Raw genomic sequence first — 22,497 nt, 5'->3', positions numbered from 1 at the left:
ATTCATAATTTCAGATTAATTTGTCTAAAAGTCAACTTTATTTTGATTTGTAAAAGTAAAAAGGTTTTTTACAATTGGTTTAAGTTTAATAATTTCAATAATTTGATGTGCTTTGCTGCTGGTAATTTAATTTGATACTAAAAAAGTGATTGACTTTGTTTTTAGTGTATCGAAAAATAGATTCAAGGGTGATACCTACAGGGAATGAAAGAATGGAAAACAACTACCAGAAATTTGAACAAAATATTGCCAATGAAATTACGATCGAGGCTAAGGATCAAATGCCCGATGCCTACCGCAAAACATTGATTCGTCAAATTGGGCAACATGGCCATTCTGAAATTGTAGGTATGTTGCCTGAAGGAAACTGGATTACTCGTGCGCCGACTTTAAAACGTAAAGCGGTTTTGCTCGCGAAAGTACAAGATGAAGCAGGTCATGGCTTATATCTGTATAGCGCCGCAGAAACCTTAGGTGCTGACCGTGATGACATGATGGAAAAATTGATTGATGGGAAAATGAAATACTCATCAATTTTTAACTATCCAACTTTGACTTGGGCAGATGTTGCTGCAATTGGTTGGCTTGTCGATGGGGCAGCCATTGTGAACCAAGTTGCGCTTTGCCGTACGTCTTACGGACCGTATGCACGTGCAATGGTACGTATTTGTAAAGAAGAAAGTTTCCACCAACGCCAAGGTTTTGAAGCCATGATGGCTTTGGCAGGCGGTACACCAGAACAAAAACAGATGGCACAAGATGCAGTAAATCGCTATTGGTGGCCAGCACTCATGATGTTTGGTCCAAGTGATGAGCATTCTCCAAACAGCGCGCAAAGCATGGCATGGAAAATCAAACGCTTCGGTAACGATGAATTACGTCAAAAGTTCGTTGATAACACGGTGCCGCAAATTTTACAGCTTGGTTTAGAAGTACCAGACCCAGATTTAAAACTGAATGAAGAAACAGGTCACTACGAGTTTGGCGAGATCGACTGGCACGAATTTAATGAAGTAATTGCCGGACGTGGACCATGTAATCACGAGCGTATCGAAGCGCGCCGTAAAGCTTGGGAAAACGGCAAATGGGTTCGTGATGCAGCAGTGGTCTATGCGAAAAAACAGCAGCTTGAAGCGAACAAAGTGGCTTAACAAGATTTATGGAAAAATTTGAGGAAATCAAAATGGAAGATAAAAACAACTGGTCGCTCTACGAAGTATTTGTACGTAGTAAACAAGGTTTAAGCCACCGTCATGTAGGCAGCTTAAGAGCACCGGATGATGAAATTGCACTGCAACATGCTCGTGATGTTTATACACGCCGTAATGAAGGAATTAGCATTTGGGTCATTCGTTCGGAAATGATTAGATCTTCACAACCTGATGAAAAATCAGAATTTTTCGATCCGTCATTAGATAAGGTCTACCGCCACCCAACTTTCTACCATATCCCAGATGGCATTGAGCATATGTAAGGAAGAATGGAAATGAATAATACAGTTTTATCTAAATTCTTATTACATATTGGCGACAGTCAACTGGTTTTATCGCAGCGTTTGGCTGAATGGTGCGGGCATGCGCCTGAGCTTGAAATTGATATTGCTTTAGCAAATATCGGTTTGGACTTGTTAGGTCAGGCAAGAAACTTTCTGACTTTAGCTGGGCAGTATGATGAGGCTAAGCGTGATGAAGATCAGCTCGCTTATTTCCGTACTGAGCGTGAGTTTTTAAACCTATTGTTGTGCGAACAACCGAATGGTGATTTTGCACAAACGATTGTACGCCAATGGTTGATGGATCATTACCATCTTCATTTATTTACTGCTTTAACGCAGAGTTCACTTCCTGAATTAAGTGCGCTTGCTGTCAAATCTTTAAAAGAAGTGAAGTATCACATCCGTTTTTCAACAAGCTGGATGGAACGTTTAAGTTTAAGCACAGATGAAGCGCATCAACGCGTACAAGACGGATTAAATAATTTATGGCGTTTTACCGCTGAGTTATTTGAACTTAATGCAGACGAACAAGCATTAGTGGCACAAGGCGTGATTCCAGATTTTTCAAATGAAAAAGAACAATGGAACCAAACCATTGCAGATGAGCTTAAGCGCTTTGAATTAACAGTTGCTGTTAACGGTGCTTATCGCCGTGGTGCGAAACAAGGATTGCATACCGAGCATTTAGGTTATTTGTTGGCTGAAATGCAAAGTATTCAAAGAACTTATCCAGGAATGACCTGGTAAGACAAGGAGGTGAGCCATGCACATGATTCGTCATTGCATCGACCAATGTTGGGATGTTCTACAAACGGTAAGTGACCCTGAAATTCCGGTTTTATCAGTTGTGGATTTAGGCATGATTCGCGGTGTAGACATTAACGATCAACAAGAAATTGTAGTTCGTCTAACGCCAACATATAGCGGTTGCCCAGCAACAGATATGTTGAAAGTACAAATTGTTGAGGCATTTACCGCAGAAGCGTTGACCCCAGTCAAAGTGATGGTCGATTTATCAGAAGCATGGACCACGGACTGGATGTCTGAGGCGGGTAAAAAGAAATTGCAAGTTTATGGCATTGCGCCACCTGAAGGGTTGGCACATCAGTGCGGTACGCATGTTCATTTGATTGATGGCATAGAGTGCCCACGTTGTAAAAGCAGACATACCCGACTGTTAACAGAGTTTAGTTCTACCGCCTGTAAAGCACTTTATAAATGTCAGGACTGTCTTGAGCCTTTTGATTACTTCAAATGTATTTAAGTCTTTAGATAAGGAAATCAGCCATGAGCCAATTTGTACCATTAAAAGTAAAAAGTATTACGCCTCAAACCGATCAGGCAATTTGTATTGCATTTGACGTTGTACCTGAACAACAAGAACAATTTCAATTTCAACCGGGGCAACACTTAACCATTCGCCATTTAACTGAAGCTGGTGAAATCCGCCGTTGTTATTCAATTTGTAGCTATGCGGGCAAAGAAGACATCAGTATTGCGGTTAAAAAAATTGATCAGGGTCAATTTTCAAACTGGGCAAATGACCATTTAAAAGTAGGTGATGTGCTTGAAGTGATGCCACCACAAGGCGTGTTTTTTCAAAAAGCAGCCAAGATCGGCGGACAAAACTATTTAGGTGTTGCTGCGGGCAGTGGTATTACCCCAATTTTATCGATTGTGAAACAAGTTTTATTTGAACAACCTGAAGCTAAATTTACGTTGCTCTATGGCAATCGTTCGTGGAAACAAACCATGTTTGCCGAGCAAATTATGGATTTGAAAGACCAATTTAAAGAACGTTTTCAGCTCATCAATATTTTTTCTCGTGAGTTCAACGATAGTGAACTAATGAATGGTCGTATTGATGAAGAAAAGCTTAAACGGCTTTTTGATTTTGATGTACTTGAAACAAGTTTTGACCATGTTTTTGCCTGTGGTCCAGATGAAATGATGAATGCTGTAGAAAGCACTTTGCCAAACTATGGTATTGCAAAAGAAAAAATCCACACTGAACGTTTCCACACAGGACAAGCGCGTAAACGTAGCGCTGAAGCGGATGCAAATCGTAAAGAAGAAAAAGTAAACATCATTTTAGATGGTCGTGAGCTGATCGTTTCTGTGGCTCAAGACGATGAAAGTATTCTTGATGCGGCTTTACGTGCAGGAGCTGACTTACCGTATGCCTGTAAAGGCGGGGTATGTGCAACATGTCGTTGTAAGGTTGTTTCAGGTGAAGTGGATATGTTCCTTAACTATAGTCTTGAAAAAGATGAAGTCGAAAGGGGCTATGTGCTCAGCTGCCAGACCTTACCAAAAGGTCCAAATGTTCGCTTGAGTTTTGATGAATAGAGGCCTTTCATGCAAGAGTTGATCAAAGCCAGCACAGCAACTGACGGTGTTTTGTTATTAGCCCTAAACCGTCCAGAAAAAAGAAATGCTTTAAACAATGCAACATTGCAGTGTTTATGCGAATTACTCGAAGAAGCTGAACATAACGCTCAAGTTAAAGCTGTGGTTTTAACGGGTAACGCTCAATGTTTTGCGGCTGGGGCAGATCTTAGCGAGTTGGCTGCTATGGACGCTGTGTCTTTGCAACTCGATATTCGTCCGAAGCTTTGGCAAAAAATTGATGCTTTTAGTAAGCCGCTCATTAGTGCAGTGAATGGCTATGCCTTAGGCGCTGGGTTTGAGTTGGTTTTGCATTCGGATATGGTGATTTGCGGTGAAAATGCCCGTTTTGCTTTACCTGAAATTGGCCTTGGTATGTTGCCGGGTGCAGGTGGAACACAGCGTTTAGCGCGCTTGGTTGGGCAACAACTCACAATGCGCTGGGCCATGACAGGTGAGATGATTTCGGCAAAACAGGCAGAGCAACATGGTATTTGCAGTCAGGTTGTACCGACTGAATTAACCGTTGAATATGCTATTCAACTTGCAGCCAAAATTGCGAAGCAAGCGCCTTTAGCGATTCGCGTGATTAAACAATCAATTAAAAATATTCATGAAACGACTTTAAGTCAGGGACTCAAGTTTGAACGTCAAAACTTTGTCTGGCTGGCAGCTACAAAAGATCGAAACGAAGGGATTAATGCTTTCTTTGAGAAAAGAAAGCCAGTGTTTAGAGGTGAGTGATGGACTATCAAAATATTATTGCTGAAGAAAAAAATGGTGTTGGCTACCTGACATTTAACCGCCCAAAAGCACTGAATAGCTTTAACGTTGATATGCACCGTGAAGTGGCCGAGGTTTTAAACCAGTGGACTAAAAATCCGGATGTTCGCTGTGTGGTGATTAGCGGCGAAGGCCGTGGCTTTTGTGCAGGGCAAGATTTAGGTGATCGTGTAGTAGACCCAAACGCTGAAGCTCCAGATTTAGGATATTCCATTGAAACTTACTATAACCCGCTCATTAAAACGATTGTAAACATGCCAAAGCCTGTCATTTGCGCCGTAAATGGTGTGGCAGCAGGCGCAGGGGCAAATATTGCGTTGGCGTGTGATTTGGTGATTGCAGCTAAATCGGCAAACTTTGTACAAGCATTTTGTCGCTTAGGTTTAGTTCCTGACTCTGCGGGTACATGGTTTTTACCACGTGCCGTAGGCCATGCGCGTGCGATGGGTTTGACGTTGTTAGGTGACAAGCTCCCAGCAGAAACCGCAAAAGAATGGGGCATGATTTGGGATGTGGTTGAAGATGCCGAGCTTAAAGCAAAGGTGACTGAACTCGCGGAACGTTTAGCGAAACAGCCTACTTTTGGTCTATCTCTTATTAAAAAAGCCATTCATCAATCAAGCAACAACACCTTTGATGAGCAAGTGCTGTTAGAGCGTGATTTACAACGTATTGCTGGCCGTTCCGAAGATTATCGTGAAGGTGTACAAGCCTTTATGAATAAACGTGAACCAAATTTTAAAGGGCGCTAAGCATGACAGATTTAGACTTATCTCGCGCCCGAATTGCCGTCATTGGTTCTGGCACCATGGGCATCGGCATTGCCCAGTTAGCCATCGTCAATGGGCACTCGACCATTTTATATGATTTGGACGCTCAAAAAGCGCAACAAGCCGTTGAGGGCTTGGGGCAGACGTTTAAAAAGCTGGTTGAAAAGAGCAAGCTTACACAACAGCAAGCTGGTGAAGCCTTGGCGCGTTTAACTGTGGTGAATCAAGTTGAAGCGCTGTGTGATGCTGACTTGGTTATTGAAGCGGTCGTTGAGAAAAAAGAAGTTAAACAGTCTTTATTTAAGCAACTTGCTGAAATTTGTAGTGCGCAAACCATTTTTGCAAGTAACACATCTTCAATTTCAGTGACTGCAATTTCGGCGGGCATTGCTCACCCTGAGCGCGTGGTGGGATTACACTTTTTTAATCCTGCACCAGTCATGAAACTGGTCGAAATTGTACAAGGCTTAAAAAACCCAAACAGCTTATGTTTGGCTTTGAAAAACTTGATGCTTGGCTGGAAAAAAATTCCAGTATTAACCAAGTCGACTCCCGGTTTTATTGTTAACCGAATTGCTCGTCCGTTTTATGCAGAAGGCTTTAGAGCATTGCAAGAACAAGTCACCAGCTACGACCAGCTAGACTATGCGTTAAAGCAGTGTGGCGGTTTTGCGATGGGGCCGTGTGAACTTACAGACCTCATTGGTCAAGATGTTAACTTTTCTGTGACCCAAAGCGTTTATCAAGAATTTTTTTACGAGCCACGCTACCGTCCAAGCCTAATTCAAAAAGAATTGGTCGATGCAGGAGCTTGGGGCCGTAAGTCAAAACAGGGCTTTTATCGCTATAACGAAAAAAATCAGTACGAGACATTTCAGCCTAAAGCTGTGGCTACCAAGCCAGTTGATGCTCATATTCAGTTAAAAGGTGCTTGGTCTCAGCTACCTGCTTTTCTAACGCGTTTAGGTTTAAAAAGCGGATCTAGGAGCGACGACAACATCCTTCAAATTGATGATATCGACTTACGTTTAAGCCAAGGTGAGTCAGCCAATATTCATTACCTGAGCCGTAAAGTGGTTTTGATGGATTGGCACCATGATTTTGAGCAGGCACAGGCTGTAGTACTCAGTCATAACGAGCTCTGTGAAGCAAGTGATCTGGCTAAAGTTGAAGCTTATTTTGCGCAATTTGGCATGAGCGTGATGTGGATTAAAGACCATCCGGCACTGTTAACCTTACGCACCATCGCTTTACTCATTAATGAAGCCTGCGAAGCAAGTTTACATGGTGTTGCGAGTCTGGAAGATATTGATAATGCCATGAAATATGGAGTGAATTATCCTAAGGGTCCTTACCAGTGGTTGACACAAATGGGCGGTGCTTATGTGCTCCAAACCTTAAATAACTTATATGCACTGTATGGAGAGGAAAAATATCGCGCGAGTATCTACCTCAAGCAATATGTAGCAAAAACTCAAAACATTGCTACTCAATATTCACGTGATATGACCGAATTTGCATAATCAGGAGTCAACATGGAAGACGTTTTAATTTGCGATTTTATTCGTACCCCAATTGGACGATATGCAGGTGCCCTAAGTGCTGTACGTGCAGATGATTTAGCTGCATTGCCCATCAAATATTTAAAAGATAAACACCCGAACCTGCCGTGGAATACTGTAGACGAAGTGTTTTTAGGATGTGCTAACCAAGCAGGTGAAGACAACCGTAATGTTGCACGTATGGCAACACTCTTGGCTGGCTTACCAGATACAGTACCGGCTATGACGGTCAACCGTTTGTGTGCATCGGGCTTAGATGCGGTAGGACTTGCGGCACGTTCAATTAAAGCAGGTGAAGCACAGTTCGTGTTGGCAGGTGGTGTAGAGTCAATGAGCCGTGCGCCATTTGTACAAGCTAAACCAACAGAAGCGTTTAGCCGTACACCTGAAATTTACGACACGACTATTGGCTGGCGCTTTGTAAATAAGCAATTCAAAGCACAATACGGTACCGACAGCATGCCGGAAACTGCCGAAAATGTAGCTGGAAAATATCAGATTAGTCGTGAAGACCAAGATGCGTTTGCATTGCGTAGCCAACAAAAAACGGCTGCGGCACAACAAAACGGTTTCTTTAACGATGAGATCTTGCCTGTCGAGATTGTAGATCGTAAGAAAAACGTGACCGTTGTTAGCCGTGATGAACATCCGCGTGAAACGACCCTTGAAGCACTTGCTAAGCTAAAAGCCCCGTTTAAAAAAGAAGGTGGCTCGGTGACTGCCGGAAATGCCTCTGGTGTAAATGATGGCGCCGCGTGTGTGTTAATTACCAACCGTACATTTGCAGATACACATGGTTTAAAACCTTTAGCACGAGTGATTGGCCTTGCAAGTGCAGGGGTTGAACCCAAATATATGGGTATAGGTCCTGTTCCGGCTGTGCAGAAACTTTTAAAGCAAACTGGTTTGACGCTAGATCAGATGGATGTGATTGAGCTGAATGAAGCATTCGCAGTCCAATCTTTGGCTTGTATGCGTGAACTTGGTCTAAAAGATAACGATGAACGCGTTAATCCAAACGGTGGTGCGATCGCGTTAGGACATCCGTTAGGTATGAGTGGTACACGTTTAGTCATTACTGCAACACGTGAGCTAAAAAAACGAGGTGGACGCTATGCACTTTGCACGATGTGTGTGGGTGTTGGACAAGGCGTCGCACTGATTTTGGAAAATTTAAATTAATTCAGATGGTTTTAAAAATTACATAATGAGGAGAGAGGCGATGGACAGCCTTACAACGGATAATGTTGAGCAATTAACACTTGCAGAGCTTAGAGAGCTGCAAACTAAACGGTTAAAACAAACCCTGACTTTTGTATATGAAAATAGTCCGGTGTATAAGAAAAAGTTCGATGACGCAGGCGTACACCCTGATGACTTCGTAACTTTAGACGATCTGGCAAAATTCCCATTTACCACCAAACAGGATTTAAGAGACAACTATCCGTTTGGAATGTTTGCCGTACCGCAAGAGCAAATTGTGCGTTTACATGCATCATCAGGCACAACAGGTAAACCAACCGTGGTGGGTTATACCCAAAAAGATATTAATACGTGGTCGGACATTGTTGCGCGTTGCTTACGCATGGCAGGTTTAAGCGCCAAAGATATGATTCAAGTTGCTTATGGTTATGGACTCTTTACAGGTGGTTTAGGTGCACATTATGGCGCTGAGCGTTTAGGTGCAACCGTGATTCCAATGTCTGGTGGACAAACTGAAAAGCAAGTTCAGCTTATTCAAGACTTTAAACCTACCGCAATTATGGTTACGCCATCGTATTGCGTAAGTATTATTGAAAAGCTGGAACAACAATTTGGTACTGCACGTAATACTTCTTTAAAAGTCGGTATTTTTGGTGCCGAGCCGTGGACCAATGAACTTCGCCGTGAAATTGAAGAACGCCTCAATATTAAAGCACTCGATATTTATGGTTTGTCTGAGGTGATGGGGCCGGGTGTTGCCATGCAATGTCTAGGTGAGGGCGAGGGATTAACCATTTGGGAAGATCATTTCTACCCAGAAATTATTAACCCTGAAACGGGTGAAGTCTGTAAAGATGGCGAACTTGGCGAGTTAGTCTTTACGACCATTACCAAAGAAGGCTTACCGATTATTCGTTACCGTACCCGTGATTTGACCCGTTTACTGGCGGGTGAAAATTTGGCAATGCGTAAAATGGATAAAATTGTGGGCCGTAGTGACGACATGCTGATTATTCGCGGCGTGAACGTTTTCCCAACCCAAATTGAAGAGCAAATTTTGCAAGTTCCGAATTTAGTTCCAAATTATGAAATTTTGGTGACTAAAAAAGGACACATGGATACTTTGCATATTCGTACAGAGATGTGTCATAACTGTACTATACAGGCCAATCAGCTTGCTCAGGAGTTGATGAAACGTATTAAAACCATGATTGGGATTAGCGTTACTGTAGAAGTTGTTACAGAAGCGACCTTACCTCGTTCGGAAGGTAAGGCAAAGCGGGTAATCGATATGCGTCAGATTGCTTAACATCAAGATCATTCAGGGTATAGAATCTATACCCTGAAACTAAACGCCAAGACATGAGTATGAGTGCAAAAATACAGCAAATAATTGATTCTGTTGTAAAGAATGAAACCTTAAGTGGAACTTCGCTTATTTCGACAATTTTTGGAGATTCAGTACTTCATCGGGGTGGAAACATTAGTCTTGCAAGCCTGATTCAGTTATTAGAGCTATTTGGTTTTAATGATCGTGCTGTAAGAACCTCTGTTTTTCGTTTAGTTAAAAATGATTGGTTATGTTCAGACAAAATCGGCAGAACCAGTTTTTATCGAATTACCGATTCAAGCCGTTCAACTTATTTGCAAGCCGAGCAACGCATTTATAACGACCAGATGAAAGAGTGGGACCATTATTGGGATCTTATTCTGATGTCTAGCCTCGACACTGAAAATAAAGCATTGTTAAAGAAAGAACTTGAATGGTTAGGATTTGCCAATATTTCGACAAACTTAATGGCTTATCCGGGTTGTAACCGTATTGAACTGCAACGGTTGTTGGTTGACTTAAATATGAGTGAGCAAGTGGTGGTGTTTAAAGCCGAAACATTGCAGCTCTTTAATAACTCGGTTGATACCATTGGTCGTATGCTCAGAACCAACTGGCCAATCGATGAATTACGTCAAAGATATCTACAGTTTCTCGATATTTTTAGAGAAATTGGCGTGCTACTCATGCAGGAAAACGAACAACTCGAACCGGTTCAGGCCTTTCAAATTCGAACTTTGCTGATTCATTATTATCGACGGATTTTATTGAAAGACCCTGCATTACCGCTTGAATTGTTGCCAACTGACTGGCCTGCGATTAGTGCACGAACTTTATCAATGAATATTTATAAAAAAGTATTTGAACCTGCCGATGAATACTTCTTGTCTGTTGCCGCAACAGCAGAAGGCCCAATGCCAAATGCCACAGCACATTATTGGCGCCGTTTCGGAGGTTTAGTGGCAACAAATGAGAGGTTAAATCATGCCTTGTTATAGTATTGACGGTGTTATTCCAGTCGTCAGCCCAGACGCTTTTGTACACCCAACCGCTGTTTTAATTGGTGATGTGATTATTGAAGCGGGCGTATATGTGGGGCCATTTGCTTCATTGCGTGCCGATTTTGGTCGTATCCATATTAAGCAAAATGCCAACATACAAGATAGCTGCACCGTACATGGCTTTCCACAAAGCGTGACTTTAGTTGAGGAAATGGGCCACATTGGGCATGGTACAACTTTACATGGTTGCTGCATTGGAAAAAATGTTTTGGTCGGCATGAACAGCGTAATTTTGGACTACGCAGAAATTGGTGAAAACACTATTATTGGCGCAAATAGTCTGGTCAAAACCAAAGATATTATTCCGGCAAATGTACTGGCAATGGGCAGTCCTGCCAAGGTTGCACGTGATTTATCAGAACAAGAAAAAAAGTGGAAAACTAGAGGCACGCAAGAATACATTGAGCTTGCACAGCGCTGCTTAAATTCAATGCAAGAAGTTCAGCCATTAAGCTCAGAGTCAGATGACCGCCTGACCTATAAGGACTTTAGTTCTTCAAACTATCAGATTAAACAAGATAGTGTTTAACGGCTATTCATAAGTCGATTTCAATACACATGAGTTCATAAAACTTAAGGAATACTCGCACGAGTAGGGAGACGTTTGTGCAAAAAATGGAAACGACTGCGGTTGATCAATTCGCAGAGCTATTGGGTGTTCAAGTGCTGCATCGCAGTTTTGATGAAGCGCGGTGTCAGCTTAATGTGAAAGATGAACACATGAATGCCTTGGGCGGCGTGCATGGAGGCGTGATATTTTCTTTAGCTGATATTGCTTTTGCGATGGCTTGTAATGCAGGGGATGCGCCATATACAGGGTTACAGGCTGATATTCGTTATATGAGTGGTGCGAAAGATAAGGTGTTATTTGCAACGGCAACCAAGGTCGGAAGTAGTAAAAAATTCGCGCATTATGAAGTGTTGATAACAGACGGTTTGAATAATAGAGTCGCTTTATTTACATCTACGTGTTACAGACTTGCACCGTGATAGGCGGTTATGAGGTTGTTATATCTAAAGCAGAACTTAACTAAATTGATAAATGTATTAGAAGATATAAAATCTAAAAAAGACGTTGCTTAAATTGTATAAATACAGATAATGGCTGACATTATCTGTTTTTTTCTATGAAAAATTTCCATTCATATTAATGGGTTTGCTAAATGAAGAATGATATAAAAACTTTTACTGATAAAACAAATGCTGATAATAAAGAGATCGGCTTTCAGTATCAGTATTACTATTTTTTATATAAGTTACTTAATCTGAAGAAAGGACAATCTGTGGGCCTTGAAGTCAGGGATGATGTTCATACAACACTTAAAAATAATCAACAAATACTTATTCAACTTAAACATACAGTCAGAAAAAATGCTTCTGATAACGCTGTTGCCTTAGCGGAATTGGATGTTGATTTATGGAAGACTTTATATAATTGGGCAAATATAATTGTAGATAAGGCAGCTGGTCGAGCAGAAAAAAGTCAACAGATAGATTTTATATCTAGAACTGAATTTCATTTAGTAACTAATAAAACTGAAAGTAAAAAAAATTATTTTTTGGAAATTATAGAAAAATATAAGAAGAAAGAAAGTACCTTTCATGAGCTCAGAACTCATACTGTTGTTTTATATGAAAAAACAGATAATGATAACATTAAAAAGTATATAAATTTTTTACTTGAATTAGATGAAGAAGTACAAGCTAATTTTTTGGAAAAAATTTATTTAGAGCTTGATCAAGATGATTTAGATATATTAATAAAAGAATCAATAAGAGATAAGATGATTGATGAAAGTCGGATTCAGGAAGTCTATGAGCGATTAGACTCAAATATAAGATTTGATAATTTTATAAATATTAAAAATGGGGGGAAAATAGAAATTAATTTTGATGATTTTTATAAACGTTATAGAAATATTTTTAGCACAGCTCGAACACCTTTACAGTTAAGTAAGTCTTTTCAACCAGTGTTACCTGATGATCTTTTTTCACAGAACTTTATTAAGCAATTAATAAATATAGAAGCTATGAAAGTAAATGACATGGAAAAAGCTATAAAATATACTAGTCAAAGATTAAAAATAATCAGGTTTTTAGAGGAATGGTTGCAAAATGGAGAAATAATTTATGATGAAATTAATGATTTTCATAGTGATGTGACAAATAAATGGGAAAATGAGTTTGAACATTGGTGTGAAAGTTGTCATGACATAGATATTGTAAAAAATTCAAGAGAATTATTACGAAACCTTCGTATTATAGAATTTACGATAGCAAGCAATAAGCTTAATACAGAGCTAAGTAACGGTGAGCTTTATCATTTATCTAATGAAAACTTAATAGGTTGGCATAGAGATTGGAACAAATAGTGAAAACATCTGAAGGTAATAATTATCGAATTTTTTGGGACGGGTATAATAATATTGGTATAGGTGCGGTAGCTTTAGCTACGGTTATGAATGAAGTAAAAAGTTTGCCTATTTCCAAGTCATTATTAATTTTACCATTAGTGATACATCAACCGACATTGCAATTACTATCTCATAAACGAACAACCTTTAAAGGATCAGCTTCCTTTGTTTCAAGTTATCCACGATTATTAACAAATTTTAATAGACGTTATTTTAGCACCCTACCACTTACGTTGAACTCAATTCAAATTTTAATAAATTTAAATTATTTGGAATTTAATGAAAATATTGAGTTAAAGAAAATTCTAGACATCGATAAAGAATTCGGTGAGAGGGCAATTAAGATTTCAAAAGCAGCTAACAGAATTTCAGAACTGCTGCAAGAATCTGAAGAAGAACTTTATTTAAACTTTAGAGTGAAATTATGAATTTTGGATTAGATGCGATTGTTCTATGGTCAAGAAAAAATGAACTTCGAAAATTAGATTTTAAGAGAAATAAAATTAATGTGATAACTGGGGGTAGCCAAACTGGAAAATCAACTTTATTAAAGATTTTTGATTATTGCTTTTTAGCTAGTGAACATAATATTCCTCATGATATTATTAATGATAACGTGAGTTGGTATGGTATTAAGTTTTATATTAATAACAAAAATTATTTCTTGGCTCGCAAAAGTCCCTCTGAAAGAGGTGTTTCAGATGAATATTATTTTTCATCTATAGGTGTTATTCCAGAAATTATCAAAACAAATATAAAAGAAGACGTATTAAAAGGAATTATTTCTTCTGAGTTCGGATTAGATGAGAGGGTGAAATTACCTTTTGGAGGAAGTTCTTTAAGAGCTGGTACTAAAGTGTCTTTTAGATATTTTTTTCTTTTTAATATGATTTCAGATGATATTATTATAAATAGTAAAAATTTTTTTGATAAACAAGAAATCCCAAGATACCGTGAAGCATTACCAAGAGTTTTTGATTTGGCTTTAGGTATTGATGATTTAAATAATATTTTGGCCCAAGAGAAAAAAGACTCTTTACTTAAAGATATTCTTAAATGGGAGAAAAGAGAAAAACTTTTAAATGAGGGTAAAAATTCTTTCGATTTTGAAATTAGAAATATAGCATCTAAAGCTGTTTCTTATGGTTTGATTCCCCAAGTTGATACTAATATATTGCCGATCGATTTATATAGTTTATTAGAGAATACTAATACCATTCCTGATTATGACTTTTCAACAAAAAGACGTGAAGAAATTAATTCAAGATTGTTTATTATCAATAAGCAGTTAAAAGAATGTTCTCAATTTAATGAGGATTATTCAAATTATAAGAAAATTTTAAAAAACTCTAGAGATAGTTTAAAGCCGATTGAAGCTTTAGTAAAAAGATCAAATGAAGTTGTTAAATCTGAAGTTTTTGATGAATTAATTAGTGCCTTGAAATTAGACCTTTCTAGTATTAAAAAAGAAATTCAAGCTAAACAGCCGGTAGAAAGTCAGATAAATTCTGAGATAATTCGACTTAAAGCTGAGAAAGAAAAGTTAATGTATGAGCTCCAAGTACTACCTGAGGCTCCTCAATCATTTTTGGAGTTGCAAAGTAAATGGGAATTTATTGGTGAAGCAAAAGGCAAACTTAGTATTTATACGCAGCTAGAAGGTAATAAGTTGTCTAATAATTTGCCTGAAATTAATGATATTGAAAATGATTATAATTCAATTAATGTTAAAAATGTTGAAGATGAAAGAGTAGCTACCATTGGTTTGATTGATGAGGTTGCCACTGAATTAATGCAACAGGTAAATGGTGCATTAGATAATTATGCAAATTGGTATGCAAGCTTTAATTATAAAGATAAGAAGATTCAACTAAGAAAGCCGAAGTCTACCCTAATTGAAAATATTGGTAGTAGTTCAAATCATATGTTTTTACATTTAATTCATTTTTTATCTTTGCAGGAAGTAGCAATTAATAAAGGGTCCAAATTTGTACCTTCTTTTTTAATAATAGATCAACCAAGTAGACCTTATTGGGGTGATGATGGTGCATCAAAAGATGTAAAGTATAGTGATCAAGAGAAAATAAAAATCGCTTTTCAACTGTTAAATAACTTTATTGATACTGTGAATATTAATTATAAACATGAATTTCAAATTTTAATGTTTGAACATGTCCCATCTATTATGTTTAATGGATTAAATAATATTCATTTGTTGGATCCGTTTAGAGGCGGAAATGCTTTAATTCCAGAAGATTGGTATACGAAATAAAATATAGCTGCTGATATAACCATATACCTATAATGATTTATTATAAGTATATGGTTATAGTTTTTTTGATAGGCTTTATTAATAATAAATTCGTATTATTGAAAAAAGAATAGAGAAGAATCAAAATTTAAAACGAATAAATTGTTAACGGACTTCTAATTTTCTACTTATATTGATTGAAAAATTAGCACCGCATAAGCCAAGAGAATCCATCCTATAAACCCCCACTTAACAATAACCCCTTCATTATTTAGCCTTACTTTTTTAATGATTTAATTTAAAACAAATGGCATTTTGCGTGCTTGACTGCAATAGGACAGAGCACTATCCTTTGCCTGCTGGCCACATTGCCAGTCGGTCGTCGCGGACCGTCCCTTAGGAGCATTAAAGGTTTTATACTTTTAGTGTGTACACCCTCGTGCCCCCTCTATGGTGGAACGGAGGGGGACACCTTTGGGTGTGCTGGAGTCTTAAGGCCAGTCCGCGAACCCCCTTCGTTCTGCCACCATAATTTTAATGTCTGGCAGAACTCCCAATAAAAAGGAGTTGGCTTTGCACATCCATTATTTCTTGGCTCTCAATGCCAAAAGCTATAACAACACAGCTTAAAATTTAAAGCAGCTTGAATGCCCTAAGGTTTTCAGGCTTTAAGTCATTACGGCTCAAAAAACTTATTTGAACAACAAAACTTGAGATGTGCCAAGCACAGTCTTTATAGGCTTTGCTGTGCCTTTTTTCTCCCAAAAAAGTATCTCATTTAGAAACAACAAGAATTTTTATAACGGTAAAACCATGCCAAAGTTAGTTCTCCCAACACGTGCCATACAAGTCATAAATACGTCGATTAATCTATTTCACCATTACGGGTTTCATACCGTTGGGGTCGATAAAATTCTGAAAGAGTGCGGAATTCCAAAAGGGACTTTTTATAACTACTTTCACTCTAAAGAGCGATTTATTGAAATCTGTTTGATCGTGCAAAAAGAACGTTTAAAAGAAAAAGTGGTTTCAATTGCTGAATACACCAGCCACACAAACGCTAAGGATAAACTCAAGGCGCTTTATCTTTTACATACCGATTTAGAGGGGCTGTACTACCTATTGTTTAAAGCCATTTTTGAGATAAAACTGACCTATCCCAAAGCCTATCAAGTCGCAATTAAATATAGAACTTGGCTAATGAATGAAATCTATAGCCAGCTTATAAAACTAAAAAACGATGCAACTTTTCAGGATGCCAAACTATTTTTATATATGATTGAAGGCGCAATTATTCAGCTTTTAAGTTCAGATCAGGCGGACGACAGAGAAGGGTACTGGAATATGATTTCTAATGTCTTTCTTTAGAAGTTTCAGCTCGTGTTTGGGGGAAGAAGCCAAAAAGTAGACGAGTTTAAATATTTAACTCAAAGTTTACTTTTACACGATCTAAAACAATTAAGGTTCGATATGTTTTTACATCTTCATTATCAGCAAAATGTTTTCTAACTAAACTTTCAAAATGAGATAAGTTATTGCTCAGCATAATAATGATAAAAGAGACTCCTCCATTCACAAAGTAGCACTGTTGAATTTCTTCAACAGAAGCAAAGTATAGCTTCGCTCTGTCCATAACTACGGAGCGGTCTTCGCTAAGTCGGACTTCAATAATAGAAGTAATTTTTTCTCCAAATTTAAGCGGATTTAAAATAGCGCAATTCTTTAAAATGATTTCCTTTTCTTCCATACGAGATATACGTCTTTGAACTGAAGCGGAGGATAGGCCAATTTTTTCAGAAATTTCTCGATGCGAAGTTTTATTGTCTTTTTGAAGTATTCTTAAGATTGCATAATCAAAATTATCTAAAGAAATATCTGACATGAGTAAATCTCTCATTAAGCTTTAAATATAGAGTTATTTAATCGTTTTATTGAGAGAAATAGAAGAAATATATTGATTATATAGAATTAAAATTTCAATCATTCCCAGAGTGGTAAATGTGATGATTGAGACAAACTCCAAGCAAGGCATGGCATTTGCAGCCGCATTTCTATCTTTAGTTTCTGTGCAAATAGGAGCATCAATAGGAAAAGCCCTTTTTCCAATTCTGAGTGCAGAAGGAGTGACCTTAACTCGACTTGCTTTAGCAGCATGTTTCTTATGGATTGTTTATAAACCTTGGAGAGACTGGAATAGACAGACCAATTGGAAAAATCTCATTATTTATGGGGCCATCCTCACTTTAATGAATACTTTAATTTATAAAGCATTTTCTTATATGTCTGTGGGGATCGCTATTTCCATCGAAGTGTTGGGACCACTTACGGTTGCTATTTTAATGTCCAAGAATAAATTAGATTATTTTTGGGGAGCATTATCTCTTATTGGTTTGCTTTTTTTACCTATGGGCAATTCAAACAATAATTTTAGTTTTATTGGTATGACGTATGCGCTTGTGGCTGCCGTGGGTTGGGGACTGTATATTATTTATGGCTCTAAAGTTGCGCAAGGGGGTGGAAGCTCTGTTGCGACTGGAATGTTCCTAGCAGCTTTGTTTGCAACACCTTTAGGGGCTTTTCACATTATCCATATTTTTGATAGTTATAAGATTCTTTTGACATGTTTACTCATGGCGATGCTAGCAAGTGCTATTCCATTTATATTAGATATGGTTGCGATGAAAAAACTGCATCCTCGAGTTTTTGGAATATTAGTGAGCGCATCACCAGCGGTGAGTGCTTTAGCTGGATGGCTGATTTTAGATGAACGATTAAATCATTTTCAGATCTTTGGTATAGCAATTATTATGGCATCGTGTGCAGGATGTTCTTATTTCTCCTATAAACGTAATACTGCAAAGTCCATTCATTTATGATGACTTAGGTCTAAAAGCTAGATGAGTCGTGTGAAGGGGGAGAAATAATAATTAGAGAACTCCCTCCTTAAAAAAGCTGCTTCTGTACAAAAGAATATAGAAACAGCAAGTAACACTTACTTAAGTATCATTTTAATCTGATTGATATTTATACAATATAGTTACCAGATCACAAGGATATGAACTGATGAAATTTCTAAAATTTTTAACTTTTAGCACGATTCTAACCTTATCCGCACATAGTTATGCGACAGTGGGTGGTGGACAAAAAATTGAAGTATTGGGCTATCAGCAAAAAGAGAAGAAACTTTATGTATTAAGACACTACGAAGATGGTCGAGGACGTTTACCACAACTATATTATTATCTATTAAATAGTAAATCGCCTGACAAACTTATTGAAGTTAAATCTCTCTATATCAATCCAAAAACACATAAGATTGATTATGATCAAGATAGTACAGCATTTGATAAAGCGCTTAAAAAAATTAAAAGGAATTTAACTCCTTTGATCGTAAGTAATAGTAAGACTGTAAAAATTCAGACATTAAAAACTCATCAGAATCAAATATCAGCTTGGTTTGATCCTTCAGAAAAGATCACACAATATAAAACCGAATATGTTGTAAAATCACCGTCTTTACAAAGTAAGCCCCATGTTGCGGTTCATTACACCAAAGCAATAAAAATTTCCCAAAATTATAGCGTGCCTAAACACAATAATAGGTTGGTTGTAGTTAGATATTTGGGGGTTCCAGAAGAAACTGGTTATGACATTGAAGACCCTGTTTTACTACTGCCTGTGAAAAAATAAGTTTAAGAGCAAATTATTTTCTTGGTTCAAATCGGTAGCAGCAGGGCATCACTATCTGGATGTTTACGACAATATTGCCAGTATTGATCATTATCATCTTGCGGTCATTGAAGTTGTAAATGAGCAAAATAAAATACCCATTTGTTATTTTTTAATCATTTTGAGAGTTGAAAACGGTTATGTTTTAAAAAGGATTTTAATTTTTATATAATTAAATCAGTTATCTATAAAAACTAATGAGTGAATTAATTTATTCAAGATCAAGTTGATTATCGTCTTTAGTAATTTTAATTTTTAACTTTTTATATTTGCGTTTGTTTGGATCAATTGCAGAATTTATGACCTCATCTGAGAAAGAGGCGCATAACATTAATTTTGCGTATGCGCGGTAGCCTATTAAAATTCTGCGTAGGGGATAGTCCGTTCTTGAAGAATAATATTCGATTCGCGAGTTAAGCTCTTGTAGCAGGGTCTGTTCGGCCATTCGAATAATTTTCTATAAGTGATTCATTGCAGCATATAGAGATTTATCTAATCAAAGAAGGGTTATTTTCACTAATATGAAATTTGGAAAATTAAATACTAATATTGCGTATTTAAATATCCTAGACATACAAATTATTTTTTATTACCTGTAAATTTAAGTAGATACACTAAAACCATAATGCATTGATAAATGGTAGAAAAATTGCGGGTAACAACTCTTTTTAGAGCAACCGATCTATGTGTGTTATAGTCAATTTCGATTAATAATTGGCATTAAAATGGATATCTGTATTGGCGGCATACTTGATGGTCAAAAAAGAAAGAATGATCAGACTCATTTCAAAGTAGACAACCATTATTCTGATTATGGTTCTCAATATAATAAAGAGTATTTTCATTTAGATGGGCAACTTCATTCATTTTGGATAAGTGAAGAACTTGACTTCTATGAAGCACAAAAAAGAGTTGAATTAATCCTGAATACGAAACTTTTAGTTACCTAAATTAAAATAAATAATTTATTATAAAAGAGGGTGGATTTTTGAAGCTATCCTCTTCATTAAAATAAAATTTAAATATTTTATAGATTTAATTTTTGAAATTTATAAATACATAATTATTCATGAATCTATTCTTTTATCCTGTAATCTAAAGAAAATAATTTAGTTTGGATTGTAGGTGTCTATATGGGAGATAAATTGATTGAAAAAGATAAACTTTTAAATTATCTTGCCCAAAAAAATGCAGAGAAAGAAATAGAGTGTGAATGGTTGAGGAATATCATTATTCGGTTAATTGATGAGCTTGAAGATAACCGATTACAAGCACAGCTAATTCGACAAGTAAATGAAGAACTTATTTTATTAATACAAACACATGTCGATCCAGATTTTAATTCAAAAGATTTAAGTAAATTTAAAAATTAATTAGGTGTTGAGTTTTTAAGGGATCTGGTTGAAAGATTTGTTTATAAAAAAATTAATATCAAAGAAGTCCAAAAATGGACTTCTTTGATATTAATTAAAATTTTATCTTTTTATTTATTTTTTTCTTCATTATTTTTAATTGGTGAAGAATCTTCTGATTCAGATGGCTGGGCTGGTTTTTCAACTTTATCCTCATTTGGTTTTGGATCGGAGTCATTTTGATTCTGAGTTGCTTTTTTTGAAAAGTCTTTAAAATCAGACATTTTAAGCTTCTTAATAAGAGTAGTGAAGTTTGATAGTATACCTTTCATTGAGTTACATTACGGTAGTTATGGGAGTGGTATGTAGAGATATGTTCCTTTATATACTTTAATATCGATATAATTTTTTAAAAAATATCTTATATATTGATTTAAATAATAAAATTTAAATTAAGGATGTGAATTAATCGATATTTAAAATCTATTTTATTTATATAGTCTGTAAAAATATAATATTCGCATCTGTATCTAAAAATATAAAAACTTTATGATATTGTTTTTGTGGGTTAAATTTTTACTTGGGGTGTGAGCGTAAAGTTAATAAGGCTTAAAATCATAAAAAATATAGGAGTTTAAAGTGTTTATTCTGTGTGGTGATTAAAATATATATTTTGACAATAAACAACAGTATCACATTCAGATACACTTGCGTTGTATCTATATAAAGGTAAAGGGACTATGTTAACTAAGTGCTAGATAATCATCTGCACACCATTAAATAGGAGAGACTCTAATGTCTCAGGACCAAGTTAAAAGCGATCAAGACAAATCAAAAGAGCAACAACAGCAACAACAAGATGGTAAAGAGTTTGAACCTAAAACTCCTGATCAAAATGACGCAGAAAAAGTCAATCAAAATGATAAAAATGAGAAAAAATCATAATATAGAAATTTATATTTTTTCTTAAAATATTGGTTGGTAGAAAGAATAACTATTCTTTTTGCCAATTTATAAAATTAAGAGGAATATTTTAATATGTATTTTATAATAATACTTTTTATCTTATTTATTTTTGCTTATATTTTATTTAAGGTTTTTTCTACAGTTAATCTAGAACTCCCCGAAAGCACCCTAAAAATAGCTGGAAAAATATTTACAGAGAACAAAAACTTTTTTGAACATGAAATAATTGTAATTTTATACCAAGAAGAATTGATAACTTTAGTCGGTAACCAAAATGGTGGCAGCGTGAAGGTCTTTAAAAATGCTGTAATATGCCTAGAAAAAGAAACAAATAAAATCGCAGTATATATAGATACTTTAAGGGTCGGATATCTTAATAAAATAAACTCCTCTAGTTTTGTTAATTTTTTAAAAATAAAAGGTTTTAGTGAGCGAGATGCTTTTGAAGTTGATGCCGTTATAATTAGTGAAGAATTAAGCCAATGGAGTGTGAAGTTAGACATACCATACGATATGGAAAAGTTTAGGTTTGATAAATATTAAAATCCAATAAATATTTGATTGATATTTTATAAGATATATTTTGGTACATTTTTTTTAGTATTGAAAATAAAAAGAGATCATAATTATTGTAGTGATAATAAAAAGGAGAAAAGATATGGAACTTAGAGCCGTCAAAATGCATAAAATGTTTAGAGAGTTTCATGATGAAAAGGCGCTTGGCTATGTAGGGGAATATGATGAAAAACATGATCTTGTAGCTGTATATAATATTTTTAAAGAAAAAATGAAGAAAATAGACGGAACCTATCAATGGATTCTACCTTCATCGGGTGAAGTGTTTTTTGTTGAAGAAGATCCACTCTATGTTCGTTAATTAATTTTCCCGTCTAAAAAATCGATAATTTATAAATCAAAGTCCTCTAATGAGGACTTTTTCATATTTCACTCAAGGTATCTTTAACAATTCTAAAAGCAGGTGACATCAATCTACGGCTGGTATAAAACAAATAAAAAGGAGGCAAGGTAACAGCATGTTGTTCCAATAAACTTACTAACTTTTTCTCTTCTAAAGCAGGTTTCACCAAAGAGTGGGGTAAATAGGCTATTGCACAACTATCGAGTACAGGCTAACAAAGTTGAACTATTGAAAAGAGTGGTGAAGCATCGAAATGAAGGACCAATGAAAAGCT

General features: G+C 36.4%; 27 protein-coding genes and 2 pseudogenes. 25 read left to right on the top strand and 4 right to left on the bottom strand.

Annotation, left to right across the window (positions count from 1 at the left end):
- Positions 1–212 precede the first annotated feature (212 nt).
- The 17 genes from paaA (at position 213) to F935_RS09170 (ending at position 16,625) form a co-directional block, all read left to right on the top strand.
- Positions 213–1,151 carry a 1,2-phenylacetyl-CoA epoxidase subunit PaaA gene (gene paaA / locus F935_RS09250; RefSeq protein ID WP_016138686.1) on the top strand — a complete coding sequence of 313 codons (939 nt, stop codon included), beginning with the start codon at positions 213–215 and terminating at the stop codon, positions 1,149–1,151.
- A gap of 32 nt (positions 1,152–1,183) precedes the next feature.
- Positions 1,184–1,474, top strand: a complete 291-nt coding sequence (paaB, locus tag F935_RS09245; RefSeq protein WP_016138685.1) for a 1,2-phenylacetyl-CoA epoxidase subunit PaaB — start codon at positions 1,184–1,186, stop codon at positions 1,472–1,474.
- 12 nt (positions 1,475–1,486) lie between these two features.
- Positions 1,487–2,242, top strand: coding sequence for a 1,2-phenylacetyl-CoA epoxidase subunit PaaC (gene paaC / locus F935_RS09240; RefSeq protein WP_016138684.1), 756 nt, complete (start codon positions 1,487–1,489; stop codon positions 2,240–2,242).
- A 16-nt stretch (positions 2,243–2,258) separates the two neighbouring features.
- Positions 2,259–2,759, top strand: a complete 501-nt coding sequence (gene paaD, locus F935_RS09235) for a 1,2-phenylacetyl-CoA epoxidase subunit PaaD (protein WP_016138683.1) — start codon at positions 2,259–2,261, stop codon at positions 2,757–2,759.
- Positions 2,760–2,782: 23 nt separating this feature from the next.
- Positions 2,783–3,844, top strand: a complete 1,062-nt coding sequence (paaE, locus tag F935_RS09230) for a 1,2-phenylacetyl-CoA epoxidase subunit PaaE (RefSeq protein WP_016138682.1) — start codon at positions 2,783–2,785, stop codon at positions 3,842–3,844.
- Positions 3,845–3,853: 9 nt separating this feature from the next.
- On the top strand, positions 3,854–4,627 hold the full coding sequence (locus F935_RS09225; protein ID WP_016138681.1) for an enoyl-CoA hydratase-related protein: 774 nt from the start codon (positions 3,854–3,856) through the stop codon (positions 4,625–4,627).
- Positions 4,627–5,418: a 2-(1,2-epoxy-1,2-dihydrophenyl)acetyl-CoA isomerase PaaG gene (gene paaG / locus F935_RS09220; protein WP_016138680.1), complete on the top strand. Its 792-nt coding sequence runs from the start codon at positions 4,627–4,629 to the stop codon at positions 5,416–5,418. Before F935_RS09225 ends, paaG begins: the two co-directional genes overlap by 1 nt.
- Positions 5,419–5,420: 2 nt before the next feature.
- Entirely contained in the window at positions 5,421–6,959 is a 1,539-nt protein-coding gene (locus F935_RS09215) for a 3-hydroxyacyl-CoA dehydrogenase (RefSeq protein ID WP_016138679.1), read from the top strand.
- Positions 6,960–6,971: 12 nt separating this feature from the next.
- Entirely contained in the window at positions 6,972–8,180 is a 1,209-nt protein-coding gene (gene pcaF / locus F935_RS09210; RefSeq protein WP_016138678.1) for a 3-oxoadipyl-CoA thiolase, read from the top strand.
- 40 nt (positions 8,181–8,220) lie between these two features.
- Positions 8,221–9,510 carry a phenylacetate--CoA ligase PaaK gene (gene paaK, locus F935_RS09205; protein ID WP_016138677.1) on the top strand — a complete coding sequence of 430 codons (1,290 nt, stop codon included), beginning with the start codon at positions 8,221–8,223 and terminating at the stop codon, positions 9,508–9,510.
- Between the two features lie 53 nt (positions 9,511–9,563).
- Complete coding sequence (gene paaX, locus F935_RS09200) at positions 9,564–10,529, top strand: phenylacetic acid degradation operon negative regulatory protein PaaX (RefSeq protein WP_000062822.1); 966 nt, start codon at positions 9,564–9,566, stop codon at positions 10,527–10,529.
- Complete coding sequence (locus tag F935_RS09195) at positions 10,516–11,121, top strand: hypothetical protein (RefSeq protein ID WP_016138676.1); 606 nt, start codon at positions 10,516–10,518, stop codon at positions 11,119–11,121. The genes paaX and F935_RS09195 overlap by 14 nt, the downstream gene beginning before the upstream one ends.
- Before the next feature lie 77 nt (positions 11,122–11,198).
- Positions 11,199–11,582: a PaaI family thioesterase gene (locus tag F935_RS09190; RefSeq protein WP_016138675.1), complete on the top strand. Its 384-nt coding sequence runs from the start codon at positions 11,199–11,201 to the stop codon at positions 11,580–11,582.
- Positions 11,583–11,755: 173 nt separating this feature from the next.
- On the top strand, positions 11,756–12,964 hold the full coding sequence (locus tag F935_RS09185; RefSeq protein WP_016138674.1) for an ABC-three component system protein: 1,209 nt from the start codon (positions 11,756–11,758) through the stop codon (positions 12,962–12,964).
- The gene (locus F935_RS09180) at positions 12,964–13,434 is read left to right on the top strand and encodes a three component ABC system middle component (protein WP_016138673.1); all 471 of its coding nucleotides are present in this window, start codon (positions 12,964–12,966) and stop codon (positions 13,432–13,434) included. Before F935_RS09185 ends, F935_RS09180 begins: the two co-directional genes overlap by 1 nt.
- A complete protein-coding gene (locus F935_RS09175) occupies positions 13,431–15,278 on the top strand; it encodes a DUF3732 domain-containing protein (protein WP_016138672.1) in 1,848 nt (615 codons plus the stop codon). The genes F935_RS09180 and F935_RS09175 overlap by 4 nt, the downstream gene beginning before the upstream one ends.
- A gap of 792 nt (positions 15,279–16,070) precedes the next feature.
- On the top strand, positions 16,071–16,625 hold the full coding sequence (locus F935_RS09170; protein WP_016138671.1) for a TetR/AcrR family transcriptional regulator: 555 nt from the start codon (positions 16,071–16,073) through the stop codon (positions 16,623–16,625).
- Between the two features lie 46 nt (positions 16,626–16,671).
- Here F935_RS09170 and F935_RS09165 read toward each other — a convergent pair whose 3' ends face one another.
- A complete protein-coding gene (locus F935_RS09165) occupies positions 16,672–17,139 on the bottom strand; it encodes an Lrp/AsnC family transcriptional regulator (RefSeq protein ID WP_016138670.1) in 468 nt (155 codons plus the stop codon).
- 118 nt (positions 17,140–17,257) lie between these two features.
- Here F935_RS09165 and F935_RS09160 point away from each other — a divergent pair, with 118 nt between their 5' ends.
- From F935_RS09160 to F935_RS18405, 3 genes and pseudogenes are all read left to right on the top strand, one after another.
- Entirely contained in the window at positions 17,258–18,133 is an 876-nt protein-coding gene (locus F935_RS09160) for an EamA family transporter (protein ID WP_035366505.1), read from the top strand.
- Positions 18,134–18,320: 187 nt separating this feature from the next.
- Positions 18,321–18,947, top strand: a complete 627-nt coding sequence (locus F935_RS09155) for a hypothetical protein (RefSeq protein ID WP_016138668.1) — start codon at positions 18,321–18,323, stop codon at positions 18,945–18,947.
- Positions 18,948–18,984: 37 nt separating this feature from the next.
- Positions 18,985–19,083, top strand: a pseudogene (locus F935_RS18405) (aminotransferase); the annotation flags it as partial.
- A 114-nt stretch (positions 19,084–19,197) separates the two neighbouring features.
- Here F935_RS18405 and F935_RS18905 read toward each other — a convergent pair.
- Positions 19,198–19,431: a hypothetical protein gene (locus F935_RS18905; RefSeq protein WP_003650898.1), complete on the bottom strand. Its 234-nt coding sequence runs from the start codon at positions 19,429–19,431 to the stop codon at positions 19,198–19,200.
- A 280-nt stretch (positions 19,432–19,711) separates the two neighbouring features.
- On the opposite strand from F935_RS18905, the gene F935_RS09145 reads away from it, so the two are divergent.
- Together F935_RS09145 and F935_RS09140 are read left to right on the top strand one after the other, a co-directional pair.
- A complete protein-coding gene (locus F935_RS09145) occupies positions 19,712–19,936 on the top strand; it encodes a hypothetical protein (RefSeq protein ID WP_016138667.1) in 225 nt (74 codons plus the stop codon).
- Positions 19,937–20,119: 183 nt separating this feature from the next.
- Positions 20,120–20,359 carry a hypothetical protein gene (locus F935_RS09140; RefSeq protein WP_003650908.1) on the top strand — a complete coding sequence of 80 codons (240 nt, stop codon included), beginning with the start codon at positions 20,120–20,122 and terminating at the stop codon, positions 20,357–20,359.
- A gap of 110 nt (positions 20,360–20,469) precedes the next feature.
- On the opposite strand, the gene F935_RS18845 is transcribed toward F935_RS09140, so the two are convergent.
- The gene (locus F935_RS18845; protein ID WP_003650910.1) at positions 20,470–20,622 is read right to left on the bottom strand and encodes a hypothetical protein; all 153 of its coding nucleotides are present in this window, start codon (positions 20,620–20,622) and stop codon (positions 20,470–20,472) included.
- Between the two features lie 511 nt (positions 20,623–21,133).
- Between F935_RS18845 and F935_RS18390 the strand changes: the two genes are divergently transcribed.
- The 3 genes from F935_RS18390 to F935_RS09130 all read left to right on the top strand — a co-directional run bounded on the left by F935_RS18390 (position 21,134) and on the right by F935_RS09130 (position 22,181).
- Positions 21,134–21,283: a hypothetical protein gene (locus F935_RS18390; RefSeq protein WP_016138666.1), complete on the top strand. Its 150-nt coding sequence runs from the start codon at positions 21,134–21,136 to the stop codon at positions 21,281–21,283.
- A 93-nt stretch (positions 21,284–21,376) separates the two neighbouring features.
- Positions 21,377–21,847: a hypothetical protein gene (locus F935_RS09135; protein WP_016138665.1), complete on the top strand. Its 471-nt coding sequence runs from the start codon at positions 21,377–21,379 to the stop codon at positions 21,845–21,847.
- 145 nt (positions 21,848–21,992) lie between these two features.
- Positions 21,993–22,181: a hypothetical protein gene (locus F935_RS09130; protein ID WP_080632167.1), complete on the top strand. Its 189-nt coding sequence runs from the start codon at positions 21,993–21,995 to the stop codon at positions 22,179–22,181.
- Positions 22,182–22,242: 61 nt separating this feature from the next.
- Here the strand turns inward: F935_RS09130 and F935_RS18385 are convergent.
- Positions 22,243–22,419 (bottom strand): annotated as a pseudogene (locus F935_RS18385) (LysR substrate-binding domain-containing protein); the annotation flags it as partial.
- Between the last annotated feature and the right edge of the window lie 78 nt (positions 22,420–22,497).

The organism is Acinetobacter calcoaceticus ANC 3811, assembly GCF_000399665.1.
In the GTDB taxonomy this organism is placed as follows: Bacteria; Pseudomonadota; Gammaproteobacteria; order Pseudomonadales; family Moraxellaceae; genus Acinetobacter; species Acinetobacter calcoaceticus_B.
The sequence above is the reverse complement of the archived record's forward strand: the minus strand, read 5'-3'. Positions and strand labels throughout refer to the sequence as shown.